This is a genomic window from Bradyrhizobium arachidis, from assembly GCF_015291705.1.
Lineage (GTDB): Bacteria > Pseudomonadota > Alphaproteobacteria > Rhizobiales > Xanthobacteraceae > Bradyrhizobium > Bradyrhizobium arachidis.
The window spans coordinates 335,372-354,986 of sequence record NZ_CP030050.1; the positions used below are offsets into that span (position 1 = coordinate 335,372).

17 protein-coding genes are annotated in these 19,615 nt (G+C 66.0%); 8 read left to right on the plus strand and 9 right to left on the minus strand.

The annotated features are described in order from the left end of the window. Nucleotides 1-15: 15 nt before the first annotated feature. Together WN72_RS01600 and WN72_RS01605 are read right to left on the minus strand one after the other, a co-directional pair. A complete protein-coding gene (locus WN72_RS01600) occupies nucleotides 16-861 on the minus strand; it encodes a hypothetical protein (protein WP_092211518.1) in 846 nt (281 codons plus the stop codon). Between the two features lie 442 nt (nucleotides 862-1,303). Continuing rightward, nucleotides 1,304-2,278 carry an NADPH:quinone oxidoreductase family protein gene (locus WN72_RS01605; protein ID WP_027561790.1) on the minus strand — a complete coding sequence of 325 codons (975 nt, stop codon included), beginning with the start codon at nucleotides 2,276-2,278 and terminating at the stop codon, nucleotides 1,304-1,306. A gap of 223 nt (nucleotides 2,279-2,501) precedes the next feature. Between WN72_RS01605 and WN72_RS01610 the strand changes: the two genes are divergently transcribed. From WN72_RS01610 to argG, 8 genes are all read left to right on the plus strand, one after another. Next, nucleotides 2,502-3,341, plus strand: coding sequence for an SDR family oxidoreductase (locus WN72_RS01610; RefSeq protein WP_092211516.1), 840 nt, complete (start codon nucleotides 2,502-2,504; stop codon nucleotides 3,339-3,341). 106 nt (nucleotides 3,342-3,447) lie between these two features. Continuing rightward, nucleotides 3,448-4,092: an invasion associated locus B family protein gene (locus tag WN72_RS01615; RefSeq protein WP_027561791.1), complete on the plus strand. Its 645-nt coding sequence runs from the start codon at nucleotides 3,448-3,450 to the stop codon at nucleotides 4,090-4,092. A 182-nt stretch (nucleotides 4,093-4,274) separates the two neighbouring features. Then, nucleotides 4,275-5,477, plus strand: a complete 1,203-nt coding sequence (gene rlmN / locus WN72_RS01620; protein ID WP_027561792.1) for a dual-specificity RNA methyltransferase RlmN — start codon at nucleotides 4,275-4,277, stop codon at nucleotides 5,475-5,477. Between the two features lie 2 nt (nucleotides 5,478-5,479). Beyond that, complete coding sequence (locus tag WN72_RS01625) at nucleotides 5,480-5,959, plus strand: hypothetical protein (RefSeq protein WP_092211513.1); 480 nt, start codon at nucleotides 5,480-5,482, stop codon at nucleotides 5,957-5,959. 21 nt (nucleotides 5,960-5,980) lie between these two features. Next, nucleotides 5,981-6,475, plus strand: coding sequence for a hypothetical protein (locus tag WN72_RS01630; RefSeq protein WP_027561794.1), 495 nt, complete (start codon nucleotides 5,981-5,983; stop codon nucleotides 6,473-6,475). A 311-nt stretch (nucleotides 6,476-6,786) separates the two neighbouring features. Then, nucleotides 6,787-7,728 carry an IS110 family RNA-guided transposase gene (locus WN72_RS01635; protein WP_194482973.1) on the plus strand — a complete coding sequence of 314 codons (942 nt, stop codon included), beginning with the start codon at nucleotides 6,787-6,789 and terminating at the stop codon, nucleotides 7,726-7,728. Between the two features lie 119 nt (nucleotides 7,729-7,847). Further along, nucleotides 7,848-8,624 carry a phosphatase PAP2 family protein gene (locus WN72_RS01640; protein WP_092217858.1) on the plus strand — a complete coding sequence of 259 codons (777 nt, stop codon included), beginning with the start codon at nucleotides 7,848-7,850 and terminating at the stop codon, nucleotides 8,622-8,624. Between the two features lie 94 nt (nucleotides 8,625-8,718). Continuing rightward, entirely contained in the window at nucleotides 8,719-10,056 is a 1,338-nt protein-coding gene (gene argG, locus WN72_RS01645) for an argininosuccinate synthase (protein WP_027561796.1), read from the plus strand. Nucleotides 10,057-10,248: 192 nt separating this feature from the next. On the opposite strand, the gene WN72_RS01650 is transcribed toward argG, so the two are convergent. The 7 genes from WN72_RS01650 to WN72_RS01675 all read right to left on the minus strand — a co-directional run bounded on the left by WN72_RS01650 (nucleotide 10,249) and on the right by WN72_RS01675 (nucleotide 19,526). After that, nucleotides 10,249-12,435 (minus strand): OmpA family protein, encoded by a 2,187-nt coding sequence (locus WN72_RS01650; RefSeq protein ID WP_092217857.1) that lies wholly within the window; start codon nucleotides 12,433-12,435, stop codon nucleotides 10,249-10,251. Between the two features lie 196 nt (nucleotides 12,436-12,631). Continuing rightward, nucleotides 12,632-12,862, minus strand: a complete 231-nt coding sequence (locus WN72_RS46545; RefSeq protein ID WP_027561799.1) for a hypothetical protein — start codon at nucleotides 12,860-12,862, stop codon at nucleotides 12,632-12,634. Nucleotides 12,863-12,945: 83 nt separating this feature from the next. Continuing rightward, nucleotides 12,946-13,332 carry a VOC family protein gene (locus WN72_RS01655; protein ID WP_092217856.1) on the minus strand — a complete coding sequence of 129 codons (387 nt, stop codon included), beginning with the start codon at nucleotides 13,330-13,332 and terminating at the stop codon, nucleotides 12,946-12,948. 25 nt (nucleotides 13,333-13,357) lie between these two features. Continuing rightward, nucleotides 13,358-14,182 (minus strand): FkbM family methyltransferase, encoded by an 825-nt coding sequence (locus tag WN72_RS01660; protein WP_027561801.1) that lies wholly within the window; start codon nucleotides 14,180-14,182, stop codon nucleotides 13,358-13,360. A 223-nt stretch (nucleotides 14,183-14,405) separates the two neighbouring features. Beyond that, nucleotides 14,406-16,361 carry an ABC transporter ATP-binding protein/permease gene (locus WN72_RS01665; RefSeq protein WP_092217854.1) on the minus strand — a complete coding sequence of 652 codons (1,956 nt, stop codon included), beginning with the start codon at nucleotides 16,359-16,361 and terminating at the stop codon, nucleotides 14,406-14,408. Nucleotides 16,362-16,414: 53 nt separating this feature from the next. Further along, nucleotides 16,415-18,553, minus strand: coding sequence for a hybrid sensor histidine kinase/response regulator (locus tag WN72_RS01670; protein ID WP_092217853.1), 2,139 nt, complete (start codon nucleotides 18,551-18,553; stop codon nucleotides 16,415-16,417). 190 nt (nucleotides 18,554-18,743) lie between these two features. Next, the gene (locus WN72_RS01675) at nucleotides 18,744-19,526 is read right to left on the minus strand and encodes a succinate dehydrogenase iron-sulfur subunit (RefSeq protein ID WP_027561804.1); all 783 of its coding nucleotides are present in this window, start codon (nucleotides 19,524-19,526) and stop codon (nucleotides 18,744-18,746) included. Between the last annotated feature and the right edge of the window lie 89 nt (nucleotides 19,527-19,615).

A 19,615-nucleotide genomic window follows, 5' to 3' on the forward strand; every position in this document is an offset into this window, starting at 1 on the left:
GTCCTCTGAAGAGTTCTAGTTCGAGAGTTGGCCGAGGCGCTGCCGCGCCTCCGCCGATCCGAGGCTTGCGGCGCGCTGGTACCAGTCGCGTGCGGTGGACGCGTCGCCAATGACGGTCCGCGCATCGCTTGTGCCGAGCACCGCAGGATCGTAGGTCTGCGCCAGCAGCAGCGCGGCGGTTGCATCCCTCGCATTGGCCGCGCGTTCGAGCAGCAGGCGCGCCGCGGCGATGTCGCCGACGCCGATCAGGCTCCGCGCGCGCGTCATCAATCCTGCCAGCGTGTCGGCGTCGAGCGTCCTGACGGGCTCGGGCGGTGGTGGTGCTGGCTGCGCTGCGACAGGCGCGGGCGCTTGCACGGGCGTCTGGGCTTGGAGCGCAGTCTGGTAAGCGCTCGCGATCGCTTCGCGGCTCGGCACCGGCGGCGCCGGTAGGCTCTGAGCGTCGGCGCTCGCCAGCACCGCATTGGTGACGCGGGCCGCGTCCTTGGCCGGGGTCTGCCGTGCAGTCGGCGGCGGAGAGGCGACGGTCTGCAGCGTCGAGGCGCCGGCATAGGCGGCGACGAGATCGCGCAGGTCGGATTGGAACACCCCGGCCAGGATCGTGGCCGCGGATACCGCCAGAACCGTCCCGAGAATGGCCGGGATGAACCTGGTTCTCGAGCGCAGCGCCCGCGGCGCATATTCCCGCGGGTCCGGCGCCCCGAGGGGGTCGGACAGGAACAGCGGCATTGGCTCGTCCTGTGGAAGATCAGCCCGTGCGGCACGCGCACGGATGTAGTCCGCGGTGGACGATTGTGACACAGAATTATCGGAGTCGAACGTCCGCGACTCCCTGGACTGACGGTACGCCGTCGTCTCCATGGTGATGCTCCCCATTACTGACGCAACGCTGGGGGCAGTCCGGCTTCAGTCTTCTTATTATTGTCCAGAAGCGCCCCGCAAACTGGAACCGGTAAATCGCCGTCTGAATCAGCCCAAAAAACGACGGCGGTTTGCGCGAATCGGGAAATATTTGGGTTTGATTGCGGCAAGGCCGGGGAATGCACCGCCATTTTGGCGTAATCCGTTGAGGGATTTTTAACCAAGCCGGGCCGTGCGCAACGTCGCACGAGCAGCGGAAGGCATTGCGTTGCCCGCGCAAATTTCGCTGCCATTCCCCGCGAAGGCGGGGAATCCAGTACGCCGCGGCTTCTCGGCTAAGTCTCTGCTGTCTCTGGAATCCAGGGTCGTCCGGTCAAGCCGGACGACGACAGTTTTATGTATTGCGAGAGTGCGCGCAGTATCGCGCCGCCATCCCATCACCTCACGGATGCAGGATCACCTTGCCCATGGCCTGACGTCCCGCCAGCACCTTCAGGGCGTCGGCGGTCTGAGCCAGCGGGAAGGTGCGATCGACATGCGATGAAATCTTTCCTTCCGCGGTCCACTTCACAAGCTTCTCGAGATTGGCGCGGTTCTTCTCCGGGTTGAGCCGGGTCCAGGCGCCCCAGAACACGCCGCGGATGTCGCAGCCTTTCAGCAGCGCGAGGTTGAGCGGCATCTTCGGAATGTCACCGGCGGCAAAGCCGATGACGAGGAAGCGGCCTTCCCAGGCGATCGAGCGCAGCGCCTGCTCGGCGTAAGCACCACCCACGGGATCGAAGACGATGTCGACGCCCTTGCCGCCGGTGAGCTTTTTCAAGCCTTCCTTCAGATCTTCCTTGGCGTAGTTCAGCGTCAGTTCGGCGCCGTGCGCTTTGGCGAATTCCAGCTTCTCGTCCGACGAGGCGCAGGCGATCACCTTCAGGCCCATCAGCTTGCCGAGCTCGCAGGCCGCAAGGCCCGTGCCGCCGGCAGCTCCAAGCACCGCGAGCGTCTCGCCCGGCTTCGGGCTCGCGCGATCTTCCAGCGCATGCAGCGCGGTGCCGTAGATGATGATGATGCCGGCCGCGCGGTCGTAGTCGAGATTGTCGGGAATCTTCACGATCGACGCCGCCGGCAGCGCGATCTTCTCGCGCGCACCGTTGTGGCCGCAGGAGGCGACCACGCGATCGCCGACCTTCAGATCGGTCACGCCAGGACCAATGCTCTCGATCACGCCGGCGACTTCCGCGGCCGGCGAGAACGGGAACGGCGGCTTGATCTGGTACTTGCCCTGGATCATCAGGATGTCGAAGAAATTCAGCGCCGCCGCCTTGATCGCGATCACGGCTTCGCCGGGACCCGCCACCGGATCCGGCACTTCGGCGAGCACGAGATCGTCGGGCTGGCAATATTGCGAGCAGAGGATGGCTTTCATGGCAGCACCTTCTTGAGAGCACTTGGCGTTTCAGGGCGGAATTATCGTTGGCCCGGTTTTGCCGGATTTGGGCCGACCCTACAATCAGGATTCTTTGTTTGAGGAGCGCACGGGCCTATCCTGGTCATTGCCAGCGAAGCGAAGCAATCCAGACTATTTCCGCCGGACGGACTCAGGATTGCTTCGCTTCGCTGGCAATGACGGAAAAGGGAGCATTCAAACGATGTTTGAAACAGGTCTGCTCAGGGACAAGCGCATCCTCGTCACCGGCGGCGGCTCGGGTCTTGGCGCCGCGATGGGGCGCCGCTTCCTCGCGCTCGGCGCCGAGCTCGTGATCTGCGGCCGCAAGCTCGACCGGCTCGAAGCAGCGGCGCGCGAGATGCGCGAACAGACCGGCAGCAAGGTCACGACGATCGCGTGCGACATTCGCGATGGCGCGGCGGTCGACGGCATGATGGATCAGATCTGGCGCGAGGCGCCGCTCGACATCCTCGTCAACAATGCGGCGGCGACCTTCATCGCGCAGAGCGAGCATCTGTCGTTCCGCGCGGCGGACGCGATCTTGGCGCCGACGCTGCATGGCGCGATGTATTGTACGCTCGCCGCCGGCAAGCGCTGGATCGATAGCAAGCACAAGGGCGTCGTGCTCTCGATCCTCTCGACCTCGACCATCACCGGCCGCGCCTTCACCGTTCCTTCGGCGATGGCGAAGTCGGCGGTGCTGGCGATGACCAGAAGCCTCGCCGTGGAATGGGGCCCGAAGGGCATCCGCACCGTCGCGATCGCGCCCGGCCCGTTCCCGACCGCCGGCGCATCCGGGCAGCTCCGCCCCGAGGGCCGCGACGAGGGCTGGACCGCGCGCAACCCGCTTGGCCGTACTGGCGAGCACGGCGAGCTTGCCGACCTCGCCAGCTTCCTGGTGTCGGACCGTGCTGGTTACATCAATGGCGAGATGGTGGTGATCGACGGCGGCGCGCATCTGCGCAGTTCTGGTGCCGAGGATTTGCTCGGCTGGAGCGATGCACAATGGGCCGCGCAGCGCGCCGCGCGATCGAAGGAATGACCGGCTAACTGCCTTCCCAAACAGGGCTTTCCCGGCTATCCCTGCGCCGGGGACAACGCGCGGCCGGGCCATCTTCCAGTCACAATATTGAGGGAACCACTCCAGCATGTGGCGGGTGCTGATTTTAGCTTTGATGACTGGCGTAGCGGCGTGGGGACTCACTGGGTCCGCACGGGCGCAGACGGCGCAACCGGCGTCCAAGCCGGCATCGGCTGCACCGAAAGCGGCTGCGCCGGCCGCAAAGACGGCGGCAAAGCCCGAGAGCAAACCCGTGGCCCCGCCCGCTGCGGTTGCCGGCGGCGCGGAGCCGACGCTGATCGGCCAGTTCGGCACTTGGGGCGCCTATTCGGCGACGCCCAACGGCAAGAAGGTCTGCTTCGCGTTGGCAAAGCCCTCGTCGTCGAAGACCAATCCGCCGAACAGGCCGCGCGATCCCGCCTATGCCTTCGTCTCGACCCGGCCGGCGGAGAAGGTGAACAACGAAGTCTCGGTCATGATCGGCTACGCGCTGAAGCCGGGCTCGGAATCGACCGTCGAGGTCGGTGGCGCCGCGTTTGCGATGTACACGCAGGGCGACGGCCTCTGGATCAAGAACGCGGCCGAGGAAGAGCGGATGGTGGAAGCCATGCGCAAATCCGCCGATCTCGTGGTCAAGGGTGTCTCGGCCAAGGGGACGGAGACGACCGACACCTTCTCGCTGAAGGGCCTCGCCCAGGCGCTCGACAAGATCGCCCAGGATTGTAGGCGGTAACGCCTAGGCGTTAAGGCTGAGGCGATAAGGTCGCAATCGGGTGTTCCGGTTGCTATATAGGGACGGTTCCAGATTTTTCTTCCGTCATTCCGCGGCGATGCGAAGCATCGAACCCGGAATCTCGAGGTTCCGGGTCTGGTCCTTCGGACCATCCCGGAACGACCAAACCATCAGGTCCATAGATGCAACCGACTGCCGAGCCGCACAACGCAACATTGGTGGAGAAGACTCCACTCGAAACCTATGTGCCGCCGGCAAAACCGTCGCTGATCGGTCTGTCGCGCAGCGAGCTTGCCGATCGCCTCGGCGAGATCGGCGTCGCACCTGCCCAGCGCAAGATGCGCGTGCAGCAGCTCTGGCACTGGCTCTACTTCCGCGGCGCCCAGAGCTTCGACGACATGACCTCGATCTCGAAGGGCATCCGCGCCGAGCTCGCCCAGCATTTCACTGTCGACCGGCCCGAAGTCGTGGCCGAGCAGATCTCCAATGACGGCACCCGCAAATGGCTGCTGCGCCTGCCGAGCGGCGACAATGTCGAGAAGGCGCATGAAGTCGAGTGCGTCTACATCCCCGAGACCGATCGCGGCACGCTCTGCGTCTCCTCTCAGGTCGGCTGCACGCTGAACTGCGCGTTCTGCCACACCGGCACGCAGCGCCTCGTGCGCAATCTCACTGCGGGCGAGATCGTCGGCCAGGTGATGGTCGCGCGCGATCGCCTGAATGATTGGGCCGATCGCGAGGACGGCACGCGCCGCGTCACCAACATCGTGATGATGGGCATGGGCGAGCCGCTCTACAATTTCGACGCCGTGCGCGATGCGCTTCTCATCGTCGGCGACAATGAAGGCATCGGCATCTCCCGCCGCCGCATCACGCTGTCGACCTCGGGCGTGGTGCCGAACATCGTGCGCGCCGGCGAGGAGATTGGCGTCATGCTCGCGATCTCGCTGCATGCGGTGCGCGACGAATTGCGCAACGAGCTCGTGCCGCTCAATCGCAAATATCCGATCAAGGAGCTGCTGCAGGCCTGCCGCGACTATCCCGGCGCCTCGAACGCGCGCCGCATCACCTTCGAATATGTGATGCTCAAGGGCGTCAACGATTCGCTCGACGATGCGAAATTGCTGGTGAAGATGCTCAAGGGCATCCCGGCCAAGATCAACCTGATCCCGTTCAATCCCTGGCCGGGTACGGCCTATGAATGCTCGGACTGGGACCAGATCGAGAAATTCTCCGAATACATCTTCAATGCCGGCTATTCATCGCCGGTGCGCACCCCGCGCGGCCGCGACATCCTCGCCGCGTGCGGTCAGCTCAAGTCGGAGACCGAAAAGCTCTCGGCCCGCGAGCGCCAGGCGCTGCGCGCCATGGCAATGACGGATTAGCGATGGCGCTGATCCGACGCTTGCCGGTCATCGTGCTCGCGTTTCTGGCTGCTTGTCTGATCGCGGAGGCGTTCTACGTCATCGTGGTGGTGGAATATGAAGCTCTTCTGGCGTTTGGAAGGCTCGCACATCTGCACTTTCTCATCGGTGTGACCGTACTGTTTGGCCTCGGTTTCAAGGTGCTATGTTGCGCGACCGTGTTGCCGGCAAGCGTCGCAATAGCGATCACGGAACTGACGGATCGCCGCGCCTTATGGGTCTATCTCGTTGCGGGCGCGGCGACAGCTCTTGTCTGCTATCTGGTGGTCGCTCCGTTTGAGGAGACACTCATCCCGGCTGGGCACAACACGCCAAGACTTGTTAGGCCCTACCCCATTTCGATTGTCGCCGCCGGGATCGTCGCGGGCGCTGCCTATTGGTTGATTGCAGGTCGCACCGCCGGCGTCTGGCGCAAGATGAGACCGGCGGAACTGGCGAGCTGAGGCCGCAAGGACAGATTCTTCATGGCACTGATCGGCCGCCTCATCGTCATCTTCATCGGCTTTCTTGCCGCCTGCTTCGTCGGTGGGATGATCGTCGTCATTGCGCTGCTGTTTCCGGAGTTCGCCGATCTCGGCGCGGGCCCCGTCGATCAGGGTGCGATCGACATCCTGCTCGGCTTCGGCTTCATCTTCGTCTCGGGCTTTGCGCTGGTGCCGGCGGCGGTGATCGTCGCGGTCACTGAAGCACTCTATATCCGCAGCGCTCTCGCTTATGCCGTCGGCGGCGGTCTCGTCGGGCTCGCCTGCTATCTCGGTCTCGTTCCCTTCCACCCCGACACCTTGCAGTTCGAGGGCATCGTGCGGCGGCATCTGGAGATCATGACCGGCGCGGGCATCGTTGCCGGCGTGGTCTACTGGCTGATTGCCGGCCGCAATGCCGGCGCCTGGCGTATCCCGGCGCCCCCGCACAAGCCGCCCCCGCCGCTGCCGTCGAATTCGAGGCCGGATGTGCGGTGAAGGCACGTGCGTCGTTCGACCGGATGCGAAGCAATTTGCCACACACTCGGTGTCGTCCCCGCGAACGCGGGGACCCATAACCCCAGGGAGGAGTTTGGCGCAAACTGGTAACTGCGAGTCTTCGCCAAACACCTCCCTGTGGTTATGGGTCCCTGTGTCTTGGAAGTCTGTCAGGATGGGTTGGGCGGGAAGCCGTTGGGTCCTTGGCGCTTGACGCCGTGAGCCGGCTCGGTCTCCCGCCCGTTCCATTACCAACCTGAACAGTTGCACGAGGCTGCGCCAACAGACCTCGCATCACAGGGACAGGCACCGTGATCATACCCCTTCGTTGCGTCGGAATCGACGTCTCCAAACAATATCTCGATATCTTCGATGAAGGCCTGGGCGTGCCGGAGCGCATCGCCAACGCGACGCAGGCCATCACCCAGATCGCGGCGCGTTGGCGATGCGATGTGCTGGTCGTCTTCGAGGCCACGGGTGTTTATGACCTCGAGCTTCGCGAAGCGCTGAGCGAGGCCGGCATCCGTTTCGCCCGGATCAACCCGGCCCGGGCTCGTGACTTCGCGCGCGCCAGCGGGCAGCTCGCCAAGACCGACCCGATCGACGCGCGAATGCTGGCAGCCTTTGCGCGGGCCATGCAGCCAGCAACGGAGCCGACTGCCAATCCCGCCCGCAACGCCTTGGCGGGACTTGCAAAACGGCGAGATCAGCTGGTTCGCATGCGCGCGCAGGAGAAGAACCGGCGCAGCGAGACCGACGACCGTGCCATGGCCGAGCGCATCGGTCGCCTCATTGAAGTCCTCGACGGCGAGATCGCCGAGATCGAGGCCGACATCAGGGGACTAATCAAAGCCGAGCGAGAGATTGCGGACGATGCGCGATTGATGCGCTCACTGCCTGGCGTGGGTCCCGTGGCTTGCATGCAACTCATCGCGAAGATGCCGGAACTCGGACATGTGGGAGCCAAGCAGATCGCGGCGCTCGCCGGCCTGGCTCCCTTCAACGTCGACAGCGGAGCCTTCCGCGGCAAACGCAAGATTGCCGGCGGCCGAAAGCGCGTCCGTGAGGCCCTCTACATGGCTGCGCTCAACGCGGTTCGCAGGGCCGATCCGTTCAAGGCCTTCTACGCACGGCTGCGACGGGCCGGCAAACCAGCCAAGCGCGCCCTCATTGCCGTCGCCAGGAAGCTGCTAACGGTCCTCAATGCCATGATGCGTGACAGAAAGCCGTACCTGAAAGCCAACCCAACATAACAGTTGCCGGATCTGCGCTTCGCTTGTCCGGGACGACGTCGTGGAAGCAGCTCATTGCTGGTTGCAACGGCTGGAATCCAGGGTTTCCATCCCCGTCCCACTCCGCTAAACCGCGCGCCATGAACCGGACTGGACTTTTCATCGCCCTGGTGCTGTGGCTCGTGATCGGCGTGGTTTTCGGCCTCTATCCCGAGCTCGATCTCAAGCTCGCGTCGCTGTTCTTCGACCCCGAGACCAAGACGTTTCCGCTCAAGCTGAACGAGTGGGCCGGCATCGCGCGTGATGCTGCGATGTGGATCGCCTGGGCGTTCGCGCTGCCGTCACTGGTCGCGCTCGTGGTCAAGATGATCAGGCCCGACCGGCCGCTGCTGGTGTCGGGGCGCGCGATCATCTTCCTGCTCGTGACGTTGACGCTGTCGGCCGGCGTCCTCACCAATCTCACTTTCAAGACCTATTGGGGCCGGCCGCGCCCGGTGGTCGTAACCGAGTTTGCCGGCGATCAGCAATTCGTGCCGTGGTGGGATCCGCGCGGCGATTGCACGCGCAATTGCTCGTTCTTCTCCGGCGAAGGCGCGACCGCGTTCTGGACGCTGGCGCCCGCCGCACTGGCGCCGCCGGCCTGGCGGCCGCTCGCCTATACCGGCGCGGTCATCTTCGGCCTTGTCACCAGCGGCCTGCGGATGGCCTTCGGCGGTCACTTCTTCACCGACGTCTCGATCGCCGGCCTCGTCACCTTCGTCGTGATCTGGCTTTTCTACGGACTGATCTACCGCTGGCCGCGGACGCGGTTCTCGGACGCGGCGGTCGATGCCGCCCTGACCCGGCTGAACATGCCTGCCTACCGGCTCCGCCAGCGCCTGTTCGGCCGCAGGACAGGCCCCGAGCCCTCGGTCTAAGCCATTAAATGCGTGCCCAGCCCTGCGAAATTTGATATTCGCGCGGTCAAACCACGCCCTGACACCAGCCCTTTGAGACCCGATTGGAAGCCCCATGACCACGATCCTGAAAAGCCTGCCCAAGGGTGAGAAAGTCGGCATCGCGTTTTCCGGCGGTCTCGACACCAGCGCGGCGCTGCTCTGGATGAAGCAGAAGGGCGCGCGCTGCTACGCCTATACCGCCAATCTCGGCCAGCCCGATGAGGCCGACTACAACGAGATCCCGCGCAAGGCCGAAGCGTTCGGCGCCGAGAAGGCCGTGCTGGTCGATTGCCGCACGCAGCTGGTGCACGAAGGCATCGCCGCGATCCAGTCCGGCGCCTTCCACATCTCGACCGGCGGCATCACCTATTTCAACACCACGCCGCTGGGGCGTGCCGTCACCGGCACCATGCTGGTCGCGGCGATGAAGGAAGACGGCGTCAACATCTGGGGCGACGGCTCGACCTTCAAGGGCAACGACATCGAGCGCTTCTATCGCTACGGCCTGCTGACCAATCCGAGCCTGAAGATCTACAAGCCCTGGCTCGACCAGCAGTTCATCGACGAGCTCGGCGGCCGCGCCGAGATGTCGGCGTTCATGACCGCGCAGGGCTTTGCCTACAAGATGAGTGCTGAGAAGGCGTATTCGACCGACAGCAATCTGCTCGGCGCCACGCACGAGGCCAAGGATCTCGAAAGCCTCGACAGTGGCATCAAGATCGTCAACCCGATCATGGGCGTGCCGTTCTGGCGCGATGACTGCGCCGTCAAAGCCGAGAAGGTCGTGGTGCGTTTCGAGGAAGGCCAGCCGGTCGCGCTGAACGGCCAGACGTTCACCGATCCCGTCGCGCTGTTCCTCGAAGCCAACGCGATCGGCGGCCGCCACGGCCTCGGCATGAGCGACCAGATCGAGAACCGCATCATCGAGGCCAAGAGCCGCGGTATCTATGAAGCGCCCGGCATGGCGCTGCTGCACATCGCCTATGAGCGTCTCGTCACCGGCATCCACAACGAGGACACCATCGAGCAGTATCGCATCAGCGGCATGCGTCTTGGCCGTCTGCTGTATCAGGGCCGCTGGTTCGACTCGCAAGCCTTGATGTTGCGCGAGACCGCGCAGCGCTGGGTCGCGCGCGCCGTCACCGGCGAGGTGACGCTCGAGCTGCGCCGCGGCAACGATTATTCCATTCTCAACACTGAAAGTCCGAACCTCACCTATGCGCCGGAACGGCTCAGCATGGAGAAGGTCGAGGACGCTGCCTTCACGCCGGCCGACCGCATCGGCCAGCTCACGATGCGCAATCTCGACATCGCCGACACGCGCACGAAGCTCGGTCTCTATTCGAAGACCGGCCTGCTCTCGGGCAGCGAAGGCTCGCAGATCTTCAAGCTCGAGAGCGACAAGGGTTAAAGTCGCCGCTCTCGTAGGGTGGGCAAAGCGTAGCGTGCCCACCACCTTTCCACGAAGGCAGTGATGGTGGGCACGGCGCGTGCGCGCCTTTGCCCACCCTACGAGTTCGCACCCGTGTCACCAGGCCGCGCGTAATCGCCCAAAACAAAAATGGCCGGGATCGCTCCCGGCCATTTGCGTTTGTTGGTGCCGTTACCGCGGCGGCGCGGTGCCGGGCGGGGGCGGCGGCAGCGAGGCCTGGCCGCCGTTGAGCAGCGGCGTGATGTTGCGGATGGTGACCCGCCGGTTGATCACGCTCGGCCCTTGCGTCTGCTCCTTCAGATATTGCTCGCCATAACCCTGCGACGTCAGGTTCTCGGCGGGCACGCCGAACTGCTGCGTCAGCAATTCGGCCGCGGCCTGCGCGCGGCGGTCCGACAATGACAGATTGTCTACCTCGTTGCCGACCGCGTCGGTGTGTCCCTCGATCAGGAACACCTCGCGCGGGTTGCGCTGGATCGCCTGGTTGAGACCGTCGGCGATCACCTGAAGCCGGGCCGCCTGGTCCGGCGGGATGGTCCACGATCCCGTCTCGAAGTTGATCGAGTTGACGTCGATGCTCGGCATCTGCATGCGAACATTGGGGCTGTAGCGGATTTCGTCGAGCGAGTAGCGCCGATCGATCCGCTGCACAGGCGGTGCAACCATGGTCTGGTAGATCACGTCCGGCGACGCTTCCTGGGCGTCGACGATGTAGCGATCATAGGGAATGTTCACGACCGGCGGCGGCACGTCGACATAGAAGCCGCCGACTGCCCGCGGATCGCGGTAGGTGTTGTCGATGATGATGATCTCGCGCCCGCCGGGGTCCCTGCGGATTCGCCGCCGCAGCGAGCCGTCCGCACCGACCACGGTGATCACCTCGCTGCCGTCGGGACGGACCACGACGGTGCGGGTTTCGCCGCCTTCGTTGAAGGTGCGGATGTCGCGGGCGCCATAGCGGAAGCGATAGAGATCGTTGCCGCGGACATAGGCCTGCCCGCCTGGATCGCGGATGATGATGCGGTCCGGCTCGGTGTAGACGGTGCGGCCGCCCTCGACGACCTCCTGTCGCTGGTTATGCATGTCGGCGATGGTGGCGCCGATGACCGCACCGGCCACCACGCCTGCACCGATCGCGAGCGGCGTCAGGTCACGCTGCTGCGGACGCGGCGGCGGCGGCAGCGGTGCTGCAACCGTCGGCGCGGCCTGGAAGGCCGGAGCGACCGTCGGCGGGCGGTATTGGGCCCGGTTGGGCGGAGGCGTTGCAGCCGCGGAGCCGGGGACGACCGTCGGAGCTGCAGCGCCTGCGGGCGCCGCGGGCCGGGGCGGGAGACCGCCGGCCTGGGGCGGCGCAGCCGGAGCTCCGGCCGCGGGCGCGCCAGCGGGAGGCGTTCCACCCTGTTGGCCGGGCGTCGGCGTCGCCGTCGGGGCTGGAGCAGCGCCAGGCGCTGGCGTCGTCGCACCGGGAGCCGGCGCCGCCGCACCCGGACGTCCGGGCGGCGGGGTCGGAGTGCCAGTGGGAGCCGGCGTGGCCGTGGCCCCCGGAGCCGGCGATCCCGCAGCCGGCGGCGCACCCGGGCGTCCGCCGCCGGGCGGCGGTCCGCCGGGACGGCCCGCTGGCGGCGCGCCAGGCGTGCTGCCCGGAGCGGGCGTTGCGGTCGGCGCAGGCGTTGTCGCCGGAGCGGGCGTCGCTGTCGGAGCGGGAGTCGTTGCCGGCGCGGGCGCGCCAGGACGGGCCGCAGGCGCAGCCGCCGCAGGCGGGGTCGCGGGTGTCGGCGTTGCCGCCGGTGCAGGTGCGGGACGCGCTCCAGCCGGAGGCGGCGGAGGCGTCGGGGTCGGACGTGCTGCGGGCGGCGTGGCAGTCGGAGCATGCTGCTGCGGAGCCGCGGCAGGCGGCGGCGCTGGCGGCGTCGGCGCCGGACGAGCAGCAGGCGGTGCCGGAGGCGGCGGTGTCGGGGCGTGCTGCTGTGGAGCCGCGGCCGGAGGCGGCGCTGAAGGCTGCTTCGGAGCGGCAGGCGGCGGGGGCGGCGGCGGAGCAGCCGGACGGGCCGCAGGCGGAGGCGGTGGCGGCGGAGGCGCTGCAGGGCGTGGCGGTGCGGCAGCCGGCGGCGGCGCGGCGGGCGGGTGAGGCGGTGCAGCAGCGGGCGGCGGTGCAGCCGGGCGCGCGGGCGCTGCAGGCGGCGCAGCCCCTGGCGGTGCCTTCGGCGGCTGCTTCGGTTTTCCGTCAGGGCCCGTTTCTTGAGTCTGGGCCTGCGCGACCACGAGCGGCGAAGCGCTTTGCGCATGCGATGCGGAGCTTGCCAATTGCATCGCGGTCAGAGCCGTGGTCGCAAGCAGCACGAAACGAAGGTTGGTCATATGGTGAACTTCCCCGGAAGGTTCTTTGACGAAGTGTTGGGATGAACAGCTACGCGTTAGGCCGGATTGTGGCGAGCGAAGCAGTCGCGGGCCGATTTATTTCTGCATGTAAATCACGTCACTATAGCGACGTTCATTGCGCATTCAGACGCTGGTTGCAATCGCCTCACATGTGATGGTTCGTCTCATGTGATGGTCACGGCGAAGTTGCGTCCGTCGCAGGATTCGGTGTGAGCGGTCCGTTCGGTCCGCGTGGTGGAATCTCTTCAGGGACGCGGCCCGGCAGTTCGTCGGGCCGCGGTGATTCGCCGGGCTCGCGCACCGGCGGCGTGATTTCGGGCTGCGGATTGCCCGGCGGAATTCCTGGCGGCGGCTCACTCGGAGTGCCCGGTGTCGACGGCGGAATCTCGGGCGGCTCGATCGGCATCAGCATCATCGACATCAGTTGTCAGGAGAACGACAACGATGATGGCGCGCCGATGTTCCTTGTCGCGGCGTCTCGGAACCCGCCTATTCCGGCGCGTGACAGACCGCTTCGATGTTGTGGCCGTCAGGATCGAGCACGAACGCGCCATAGTAATTCGCATGGTAATGCGGACGGATGCCGGGCGGACCGTTGTCGCGGCCGCCGGCGGCCATCGCGGCCTTGTAGAAGGCGTCGACCGTCGCACGGTCTTTCGCCGCGATGGCGACATGCAGCGGCTTGTTCATCGCGCCTTCGGCACCGAACCAGAAGTCCGGCTTGCCGTTCGCGCCGAAGCCGGCTGCTGCGGCGTGTCCGGTCTGCTCTGCCGTGACCTCCATGATCAGGCTGTAGCCCAGCGGCGCCAGCGCCCTGGCGTAGAACGCCTTCGCGCGCTCATAGTCGGAGACGGAGAAACCCAGATGGTCGATCATCGTAACCTCCGTTTGTTGGTCCTCGTCAACGCGACAGGAACGTATTGCTCCGCGTCTTGCGCGCGATCGCAAAGCCGCGCGCCACCATGTCGGCAATACAATCCTGCTGCCATTCGTTTTGTGACAGATGCTCGATCACTACCGCGCGCGGCCACAGTGATTGCGGCGCGTCGCGGAAGAAGCCGATCAGCACGCGGTCCTCAAAGCCTTCGACGTCGATCTTGAGCGAATCGACCTGCGCGACGCCGGCCTCTTCGAGAATGCGCGTGAGCCGCAGCGACGGCACCTTGATCGCCTCGGTGCTGGCGGTGCCGGTGACGACATGCGTGGCGCCGAGATTGCCGCCGCCGCTCTCGATCATCAGCTCGCCGTCGCTATCGCCGGCCGCCGCCTGCACCAGGCGCACCTGCGTTGCTCTCGATGCGGCATGGTTGAACGAGAGCCGTCCAAATGTCAGCGGATGCGGCTCGATCGCGACAACCTTGCCATTGGGCCCCACCTGTCGCGCCATCACCAAAGCGAAGGTGCCGACATTGGCGCCGACATCGACGAAGGTGCCGCCCGCTGGGGTGTGCTGGCGCAGGAAGTCGAGCTCGTCGAGGTTGTAGTCGGGATTGAACAGCGCGCCGCGCTCGGTGGCGCTGCCCTGGTGGTAGAGCCGGAACGAGGCGCCCTGGTACTGCACGTCGACCGGGCCGCCGCGCAGCAGGTTGACCAGCCGCGACATCCACGGCCGGAACGCCCCGCGCTTCAAGCCCGACTGCTGCGTCAGGCGAATGATCGCGGCCTGCGCCGCATTCGGCGCAAACGCGCCGAACGGCGCGGTTGATGGGGCGTTGTCGGGCGTCAAGCAGGTGGTCCTCGTTGCAGGCGGCGCATGCATAGCTGGTTTTGGTGGGGACTCCAACGCTCCATCACAGGTGTCGTCCCGGGGCGCGCGAAGCGCGAGCCCGGGATCCATAGCCACAGGGAGGAGTGTGAGGCGACACTGGTAACTACGAGTCGTCGCCAAACTCAATCCTGTGGCTATGGGTCCCGGGTGCGCTTCGCGCCCCGGGACGACGGAGAGAGCTTTATGCCGCTTTCTTCGGCGCCTTCCGCTGCCTCAGGAATCGCCCGAGCAGCTTGCGCTTGCCTTTGCGCGGGATCAGGTCGACGTCGCTGACGAGCTTGGCGCCGCCTTTGCGGCGCTCCAGCACGATCTTGCGGCTGTGGAAGGCTTCCAGCTCGACGCGATGCGCGACGCTGACGATGGTCGCCTTCGGCAACTCGTCGGTGACCATCTTCATCATCTTGTCCTGGCTCTTCTCGTCGAGCGCGGAGGTCGCCTCATCGAGCACGACGATGTCGGGGTTGTGCAGCAAGAGCCGCGCGAAGGCGAGGCGCTGCTTCTCGCCGCCCGACAGCGTCTGGTCCCACGGCCCCTCTTCCTCGATCTTCTCCTTGAGATGATCGAGGCCGACCTTGTGCAGGGCCTCGCCGATCTCCGCCTCGCTCCAGTTCTCGGCCGCGCCGGGATAGGCGACGGCACGGCGCAAGCTGCCCGACGGCACGTAAGGCCGCTGCGGCAGCATGAACAGCCGCCGGTCGGCATGGAAATTGACGCTGCCGCCGCCCCAGGGCCAGAGCCCTGCGATGGCGCGCACCAGCGTGCTCTTGCCGGTGCCGGATTCTCCGGCGACCAGCAGGCGCTCGCCGGGCTCGATCACCACCTCGGTCTCGCCGACCACAGCGGTGCCGTCATCGAGCGTGACGGAGAGATCCTTCAGCTCCAGCATGGCGTCGTTATTGGTTTCGCCGCGCTTGATGCGGCCGAAGCCGTCGCCTTGCTCGGCGCGTTCGAGGCCGTCGAGCGACATCATCAGCGAGGCGATGCGGCGCGCGCAGGCATTCCAGTCGGCGAGCCGCGGATAATTGTCGACCAGCCAGCCGAACGCGCTCTGCACGATGGTGAAGGCAGAGGCCGCCTGCATCACCTGCCCGAGCGTCATGCTGCCGTCGAGAAATTTTGGCGCGCAGAGCAAGAGAGGGACCACGGGCGCAACGAGGCTCGAACCCTGCGACACCAGCGTGGTGCGCATGTGTTGTCCAGCGAGCCGCGCCCATTGCCCGAGCACGCTGGTAAAATTGCGGTCGATGCCGTCGCGCTCTTCCTCTTCGCCGCCGAGCAGTGCGATGCTCTCGCCGTTCTCGCGCACGCGCGTCAGCGTGTAGCGGAAGTCAGCCTCCGCCTGGTTCTTGTCCTCGGAGACCTGCACAAAGCGCCGGCCGATTACCATGATCGAGCTGGATGCGATCGCGGCGTAGAGGATCGCGGCGATCACGAGGAAGCCGGGAATGGTGATCGCGGCGCCGCCGAGCGTCACGGTGAGCGCGCCGCCGATGGTCCAGAGCACGACGATGAAGGTTGCGGCCGAGAGCAGCGCCGAGGTCACGCCGGCGAGGAAGTCGACCGGCGAATCGGTCGCGATGCGCAGATCCTCGGCGATGCGGTATTCCGGATTCTCGTGATCGCCGCCGACGAGATTGAGCTGGTAGTAGCGGCCGTTCTTGAGCCAGCGCGTCAGCACGCTTGCAGTCAGCCAGGCGCGCCAGCGCCGCTGGATGCTCATGCGCGCAAACACTTGCGCGACGCCGAGCACGATGCTGCCGATCGCGAGTGGGAAGAACAGCGCGGTGAGATGAAACACACTCGCCGCATCGCGCTTCTCGATGGCGTCGAAGATGGCGCGATTCCAGACATTGATGCCGTATTGGAAGCCGACGGTGAGGACGATCAGCACGACGAGGCCGAGAGAGAACGGCCAGGCCAGCCGGTCGCCGTTGCGGCCCCAGAAGCCGCGCGCGCTGATCCAGAACCGCGTCAGCAGATAATCTTTGCGGGCCTGCTCGGCCTCCTCGGGCGACAGCTCGGGATCGGGCTCGAGCAATTCCGGCGGTGGCGGGGCGACGTCATCGCCATTCTCGCCGGTGATCTCGACGATGGGCGGCTTCTCGCCCTGTTCGCGCTTTGCGGCCGGCTTCTGCATGCGCGGACAACGCAAAGGAAATCAATCGGTTCCCTTCGGTTCCACGGTACCGGTTACTCCGCGGCGCCGTCGCGCACCCGGCGCAGCCGCGCAGCCCTGTAGAGCACTTGCGACAGCTCCTCGATCGAATAGGGCTTTTGCACGAGCTCGAAGCCGAGACGGCCCTCCTGCGCGAGCGCCTCGCTGTAGCCGGTCGTCAGCACCACCGGCACGCCGATGCCGCGGTCGCCGATGGCGTGCGCGAGGTCGAGCCCGGTCATCCCCGGCATCACCACGTCCGAGAACACGACATCGAAGCGGTCCGCGTCGACGACGAGCTCGGCCAGCGCGTCGGTCGCGTTGTCGACGAGCGTGATGCTGTAGCCAAGCTCGGTGAGGCCGTCGGCTGCGAAATTGGCCAGCTCGATATTGTCCTCGACCACCAGCACCGACATGCCGCTGCCGGCCAATGCCGGCGCGGTGTTCGGCGCCTGACGCTGCGGCAGCAGGTCCGGCGGCACGCGCGGCAAATAGAGCGAGAAGGTGCTGCCCTGGCCGACCTCGCTCATCACGGTCACCTCGCCGCCGGACTGCCGGGCGAAGCCGAACACCTGCGACAGGCCAAGACCAGTGCCGTGGCCGACCTGCTTGGTGGTGAAGAACGGCTCGAAGATGCGGCCGAGCCGTGCAGCGGGAATGCCGATCCCGGTATCGCTGACCGCGACGCTGACAAAGCCGTGGCTGCCGACGAGATGCGTCAGCGTGTCCGGAACGGTCGTCGCCACCTGCACAGCGAAGGTGATCCTGCCCTTGCCCTGCATGGCATCGCGCGCATTGGTCGCCATGTTGATCAGCGCGGTCTCGAATTGGCCGGCATCGGCATTGACGAGGCAGGGCTCGGCCGGCAGCCGGATCGCGATCTCGATCGCCGAGCCGAGCAGCGTGGCGAGCATGTCGTGCAGCGATCGTATCCGCTCGCCGACGTCGAACACTTCCGGCTTCAAGGTCTGCCGCCGCGCAAAGGCGAGCAGCTGCGAGGTCAGCTTGGCCGCGCGCGCGACCGCGTCCGCGATGGCGGTGACATAGCGTTGCCGTCGCTCCTCGGTCAGCTGCGGCCGGTTCAACAGGTCGACCGAGGCGCGGATCACCGTCAGCAGATTGTTGAAGTCGTGGGCGACGCCGCCGGTGAGCTGCCCGAGCGCCTCCAGGCGCTGGCTGTGCTTGAGCGCCTCCTCGGCCTCGCGCCGCGCGGCGGCTTCGGCCTGGAGATGCTGGGTGCGGCGGAACGCGAACGCCAGCAGCAGGAACAGCAGCGCGGTGGCGGGCACGCCGAACACCAGATGCTGGCCGATGGTGGCGTACCAGCGCGCGCGAATCGCCGAGGTCTCGAGGCCCGCGCTGACATAGATCGGATATTCGGCGACGCGCCGGTAGCCGATGCGGCGCTCGATCCCGTCCGACGCCCAGTCGATGGTCATGAGGCCATGGTCCGGGTGAGCTGCGATCTTCTGGCCGACCGGCCCGGTTGGATCGAGCCGGAGATCGCGGTCGAGCCGCGGAAAATGCGCCAGCACCGTGCCGTCGGTGCGCCCGATCGCGAAGAAGCTGCCGGGGTCGGAGCCGATCCGGGCGTAAAAGCTCTCGAAATATTCCGGCAGGACGGACGCCTGGATCACGCCGATGAAGCGGCCGTCGTCGGAGTCGCGGCGGCGGCTGACGCCGAAGAAGCGCGCGCCCTGATAGGGCGGACGCGGCGTCAGCGGCGTGCCGATGAAGGTGCCGATGCTGTGGTCGACATGGGCGAGGAAATAATCGCGGTCGGCAAAGCCCTGCTCCGGCGGCGGTGAGACGAGGCTGTTGACCAGCGACCGCCCGTCCGCATCGAAGATCCAGGCCGATTTCAGCTGCGGCAGCGAATCGGTCAGGCGCTTCAGGCGCTGGTGCAGCGCCGGCTCGCGTGCGCGGATCGCATCGTCGGGAAGGCCGCGCACGACCTCGTTGATCTCGGCGAGGCTGCGGTCGATGGTCTCGAACACCTTGAGCGCGTGTTCATGCGCGACGTCGAGCGTGCGCTCGATCTCGCGGTCGGCGATATCGTTGGTTGAGGTGTAGGAGATCGTAGAGGCGAAGACGAACAGCGCAATCGGGAGCGCCAGGGATGCAGCCATCATCCACTGCAGCAGTCTCAGCGAGTTGCGTTGCGCGCCCTGCACGGTCGCTCCCGGTCCCTGGCCGGAGAGCTTACTTGAATTTCCCGCCGGGAAGGAAGCGGCTTATGAATGGAACCTTTGGTTGTGTTCCAATGATTCGCCCGCGACACGGGTCGTGGCAAATTCTACTCAAACTGACGCCGATCGTAGAATGCCCCGGCCGCCGCGGCCGGGGTCGTAGCATAATCGAGGCCTAGATCTGGCGCTCGACCATCTTGAGCTTGAGCTCGGCAATCGCTTCCGCCGGGTTCAGGCCCTTCGGGCAGGCCTTGGCGCAGTTCATGATGGTGTGGCAGCGGTAGAGGCGGAACGGGTCCTCGAGATTGTCGAGCCGCTCGCCGGTCGCCTCGTCGCGGGAGTCCGAGACCCAGCGGTTGGCCTGGAGCAGCGCGGCGGGGCCGAGATAACGGTCGCTGTTCCACCAATAGCTCGGGCAGGAGGTCGAGCAGCAGGCGCACAGGATGCACTCGTAGAGGCCGTCGAGCTTCTCGCGGTCCTCGTGGCTCTGGCGCCATTCCTTCTGCGGCGTCGGCGAGGTCGTCTTCAGCCAGGGCTCGACCGAGGCGTACTGCGCGTAGAAATTGGTCAGATCGGGGACCAGGTCCTTCACCACGGGCTGGTGCGGCAGCGGGTTGATCTTCACCGCGCCGTCCTTGACGTCGTGCATCGAGCGGGTGCAGGCCAGCGTGTTCTGGCCGTCGATGTTCATGGCGCAGGAGCCGCAGACGCCTTCGCGGCAGGAGCGACGGAAGGTCAGCGTCGGGTCGATGTGGTTCTTGATCCAGATCAGCCCGTCCAGCACCATCGGACCGCAATCATGGGTGTCGACGTAATAGGTGTCGACGCTCGGATTCTTGCCGTCGTCGGGATTCCAGCGATAGACGCGGAACTCGCGCGTCTCGGTCGCCCCCGCGGGCTTCGGCCAGGTCTTGCCGCCAGTGATCTTGGAGTTCTTCGGAAGTGCGAATTCAACCATTAGTCCTGCCTCTGGTTTCTTTCGTCATGCGCGGGCTTGACCCGCGCCTCCATCGTTGAAGGATGGATTGCCGGGTCGAGCCCGGCAAT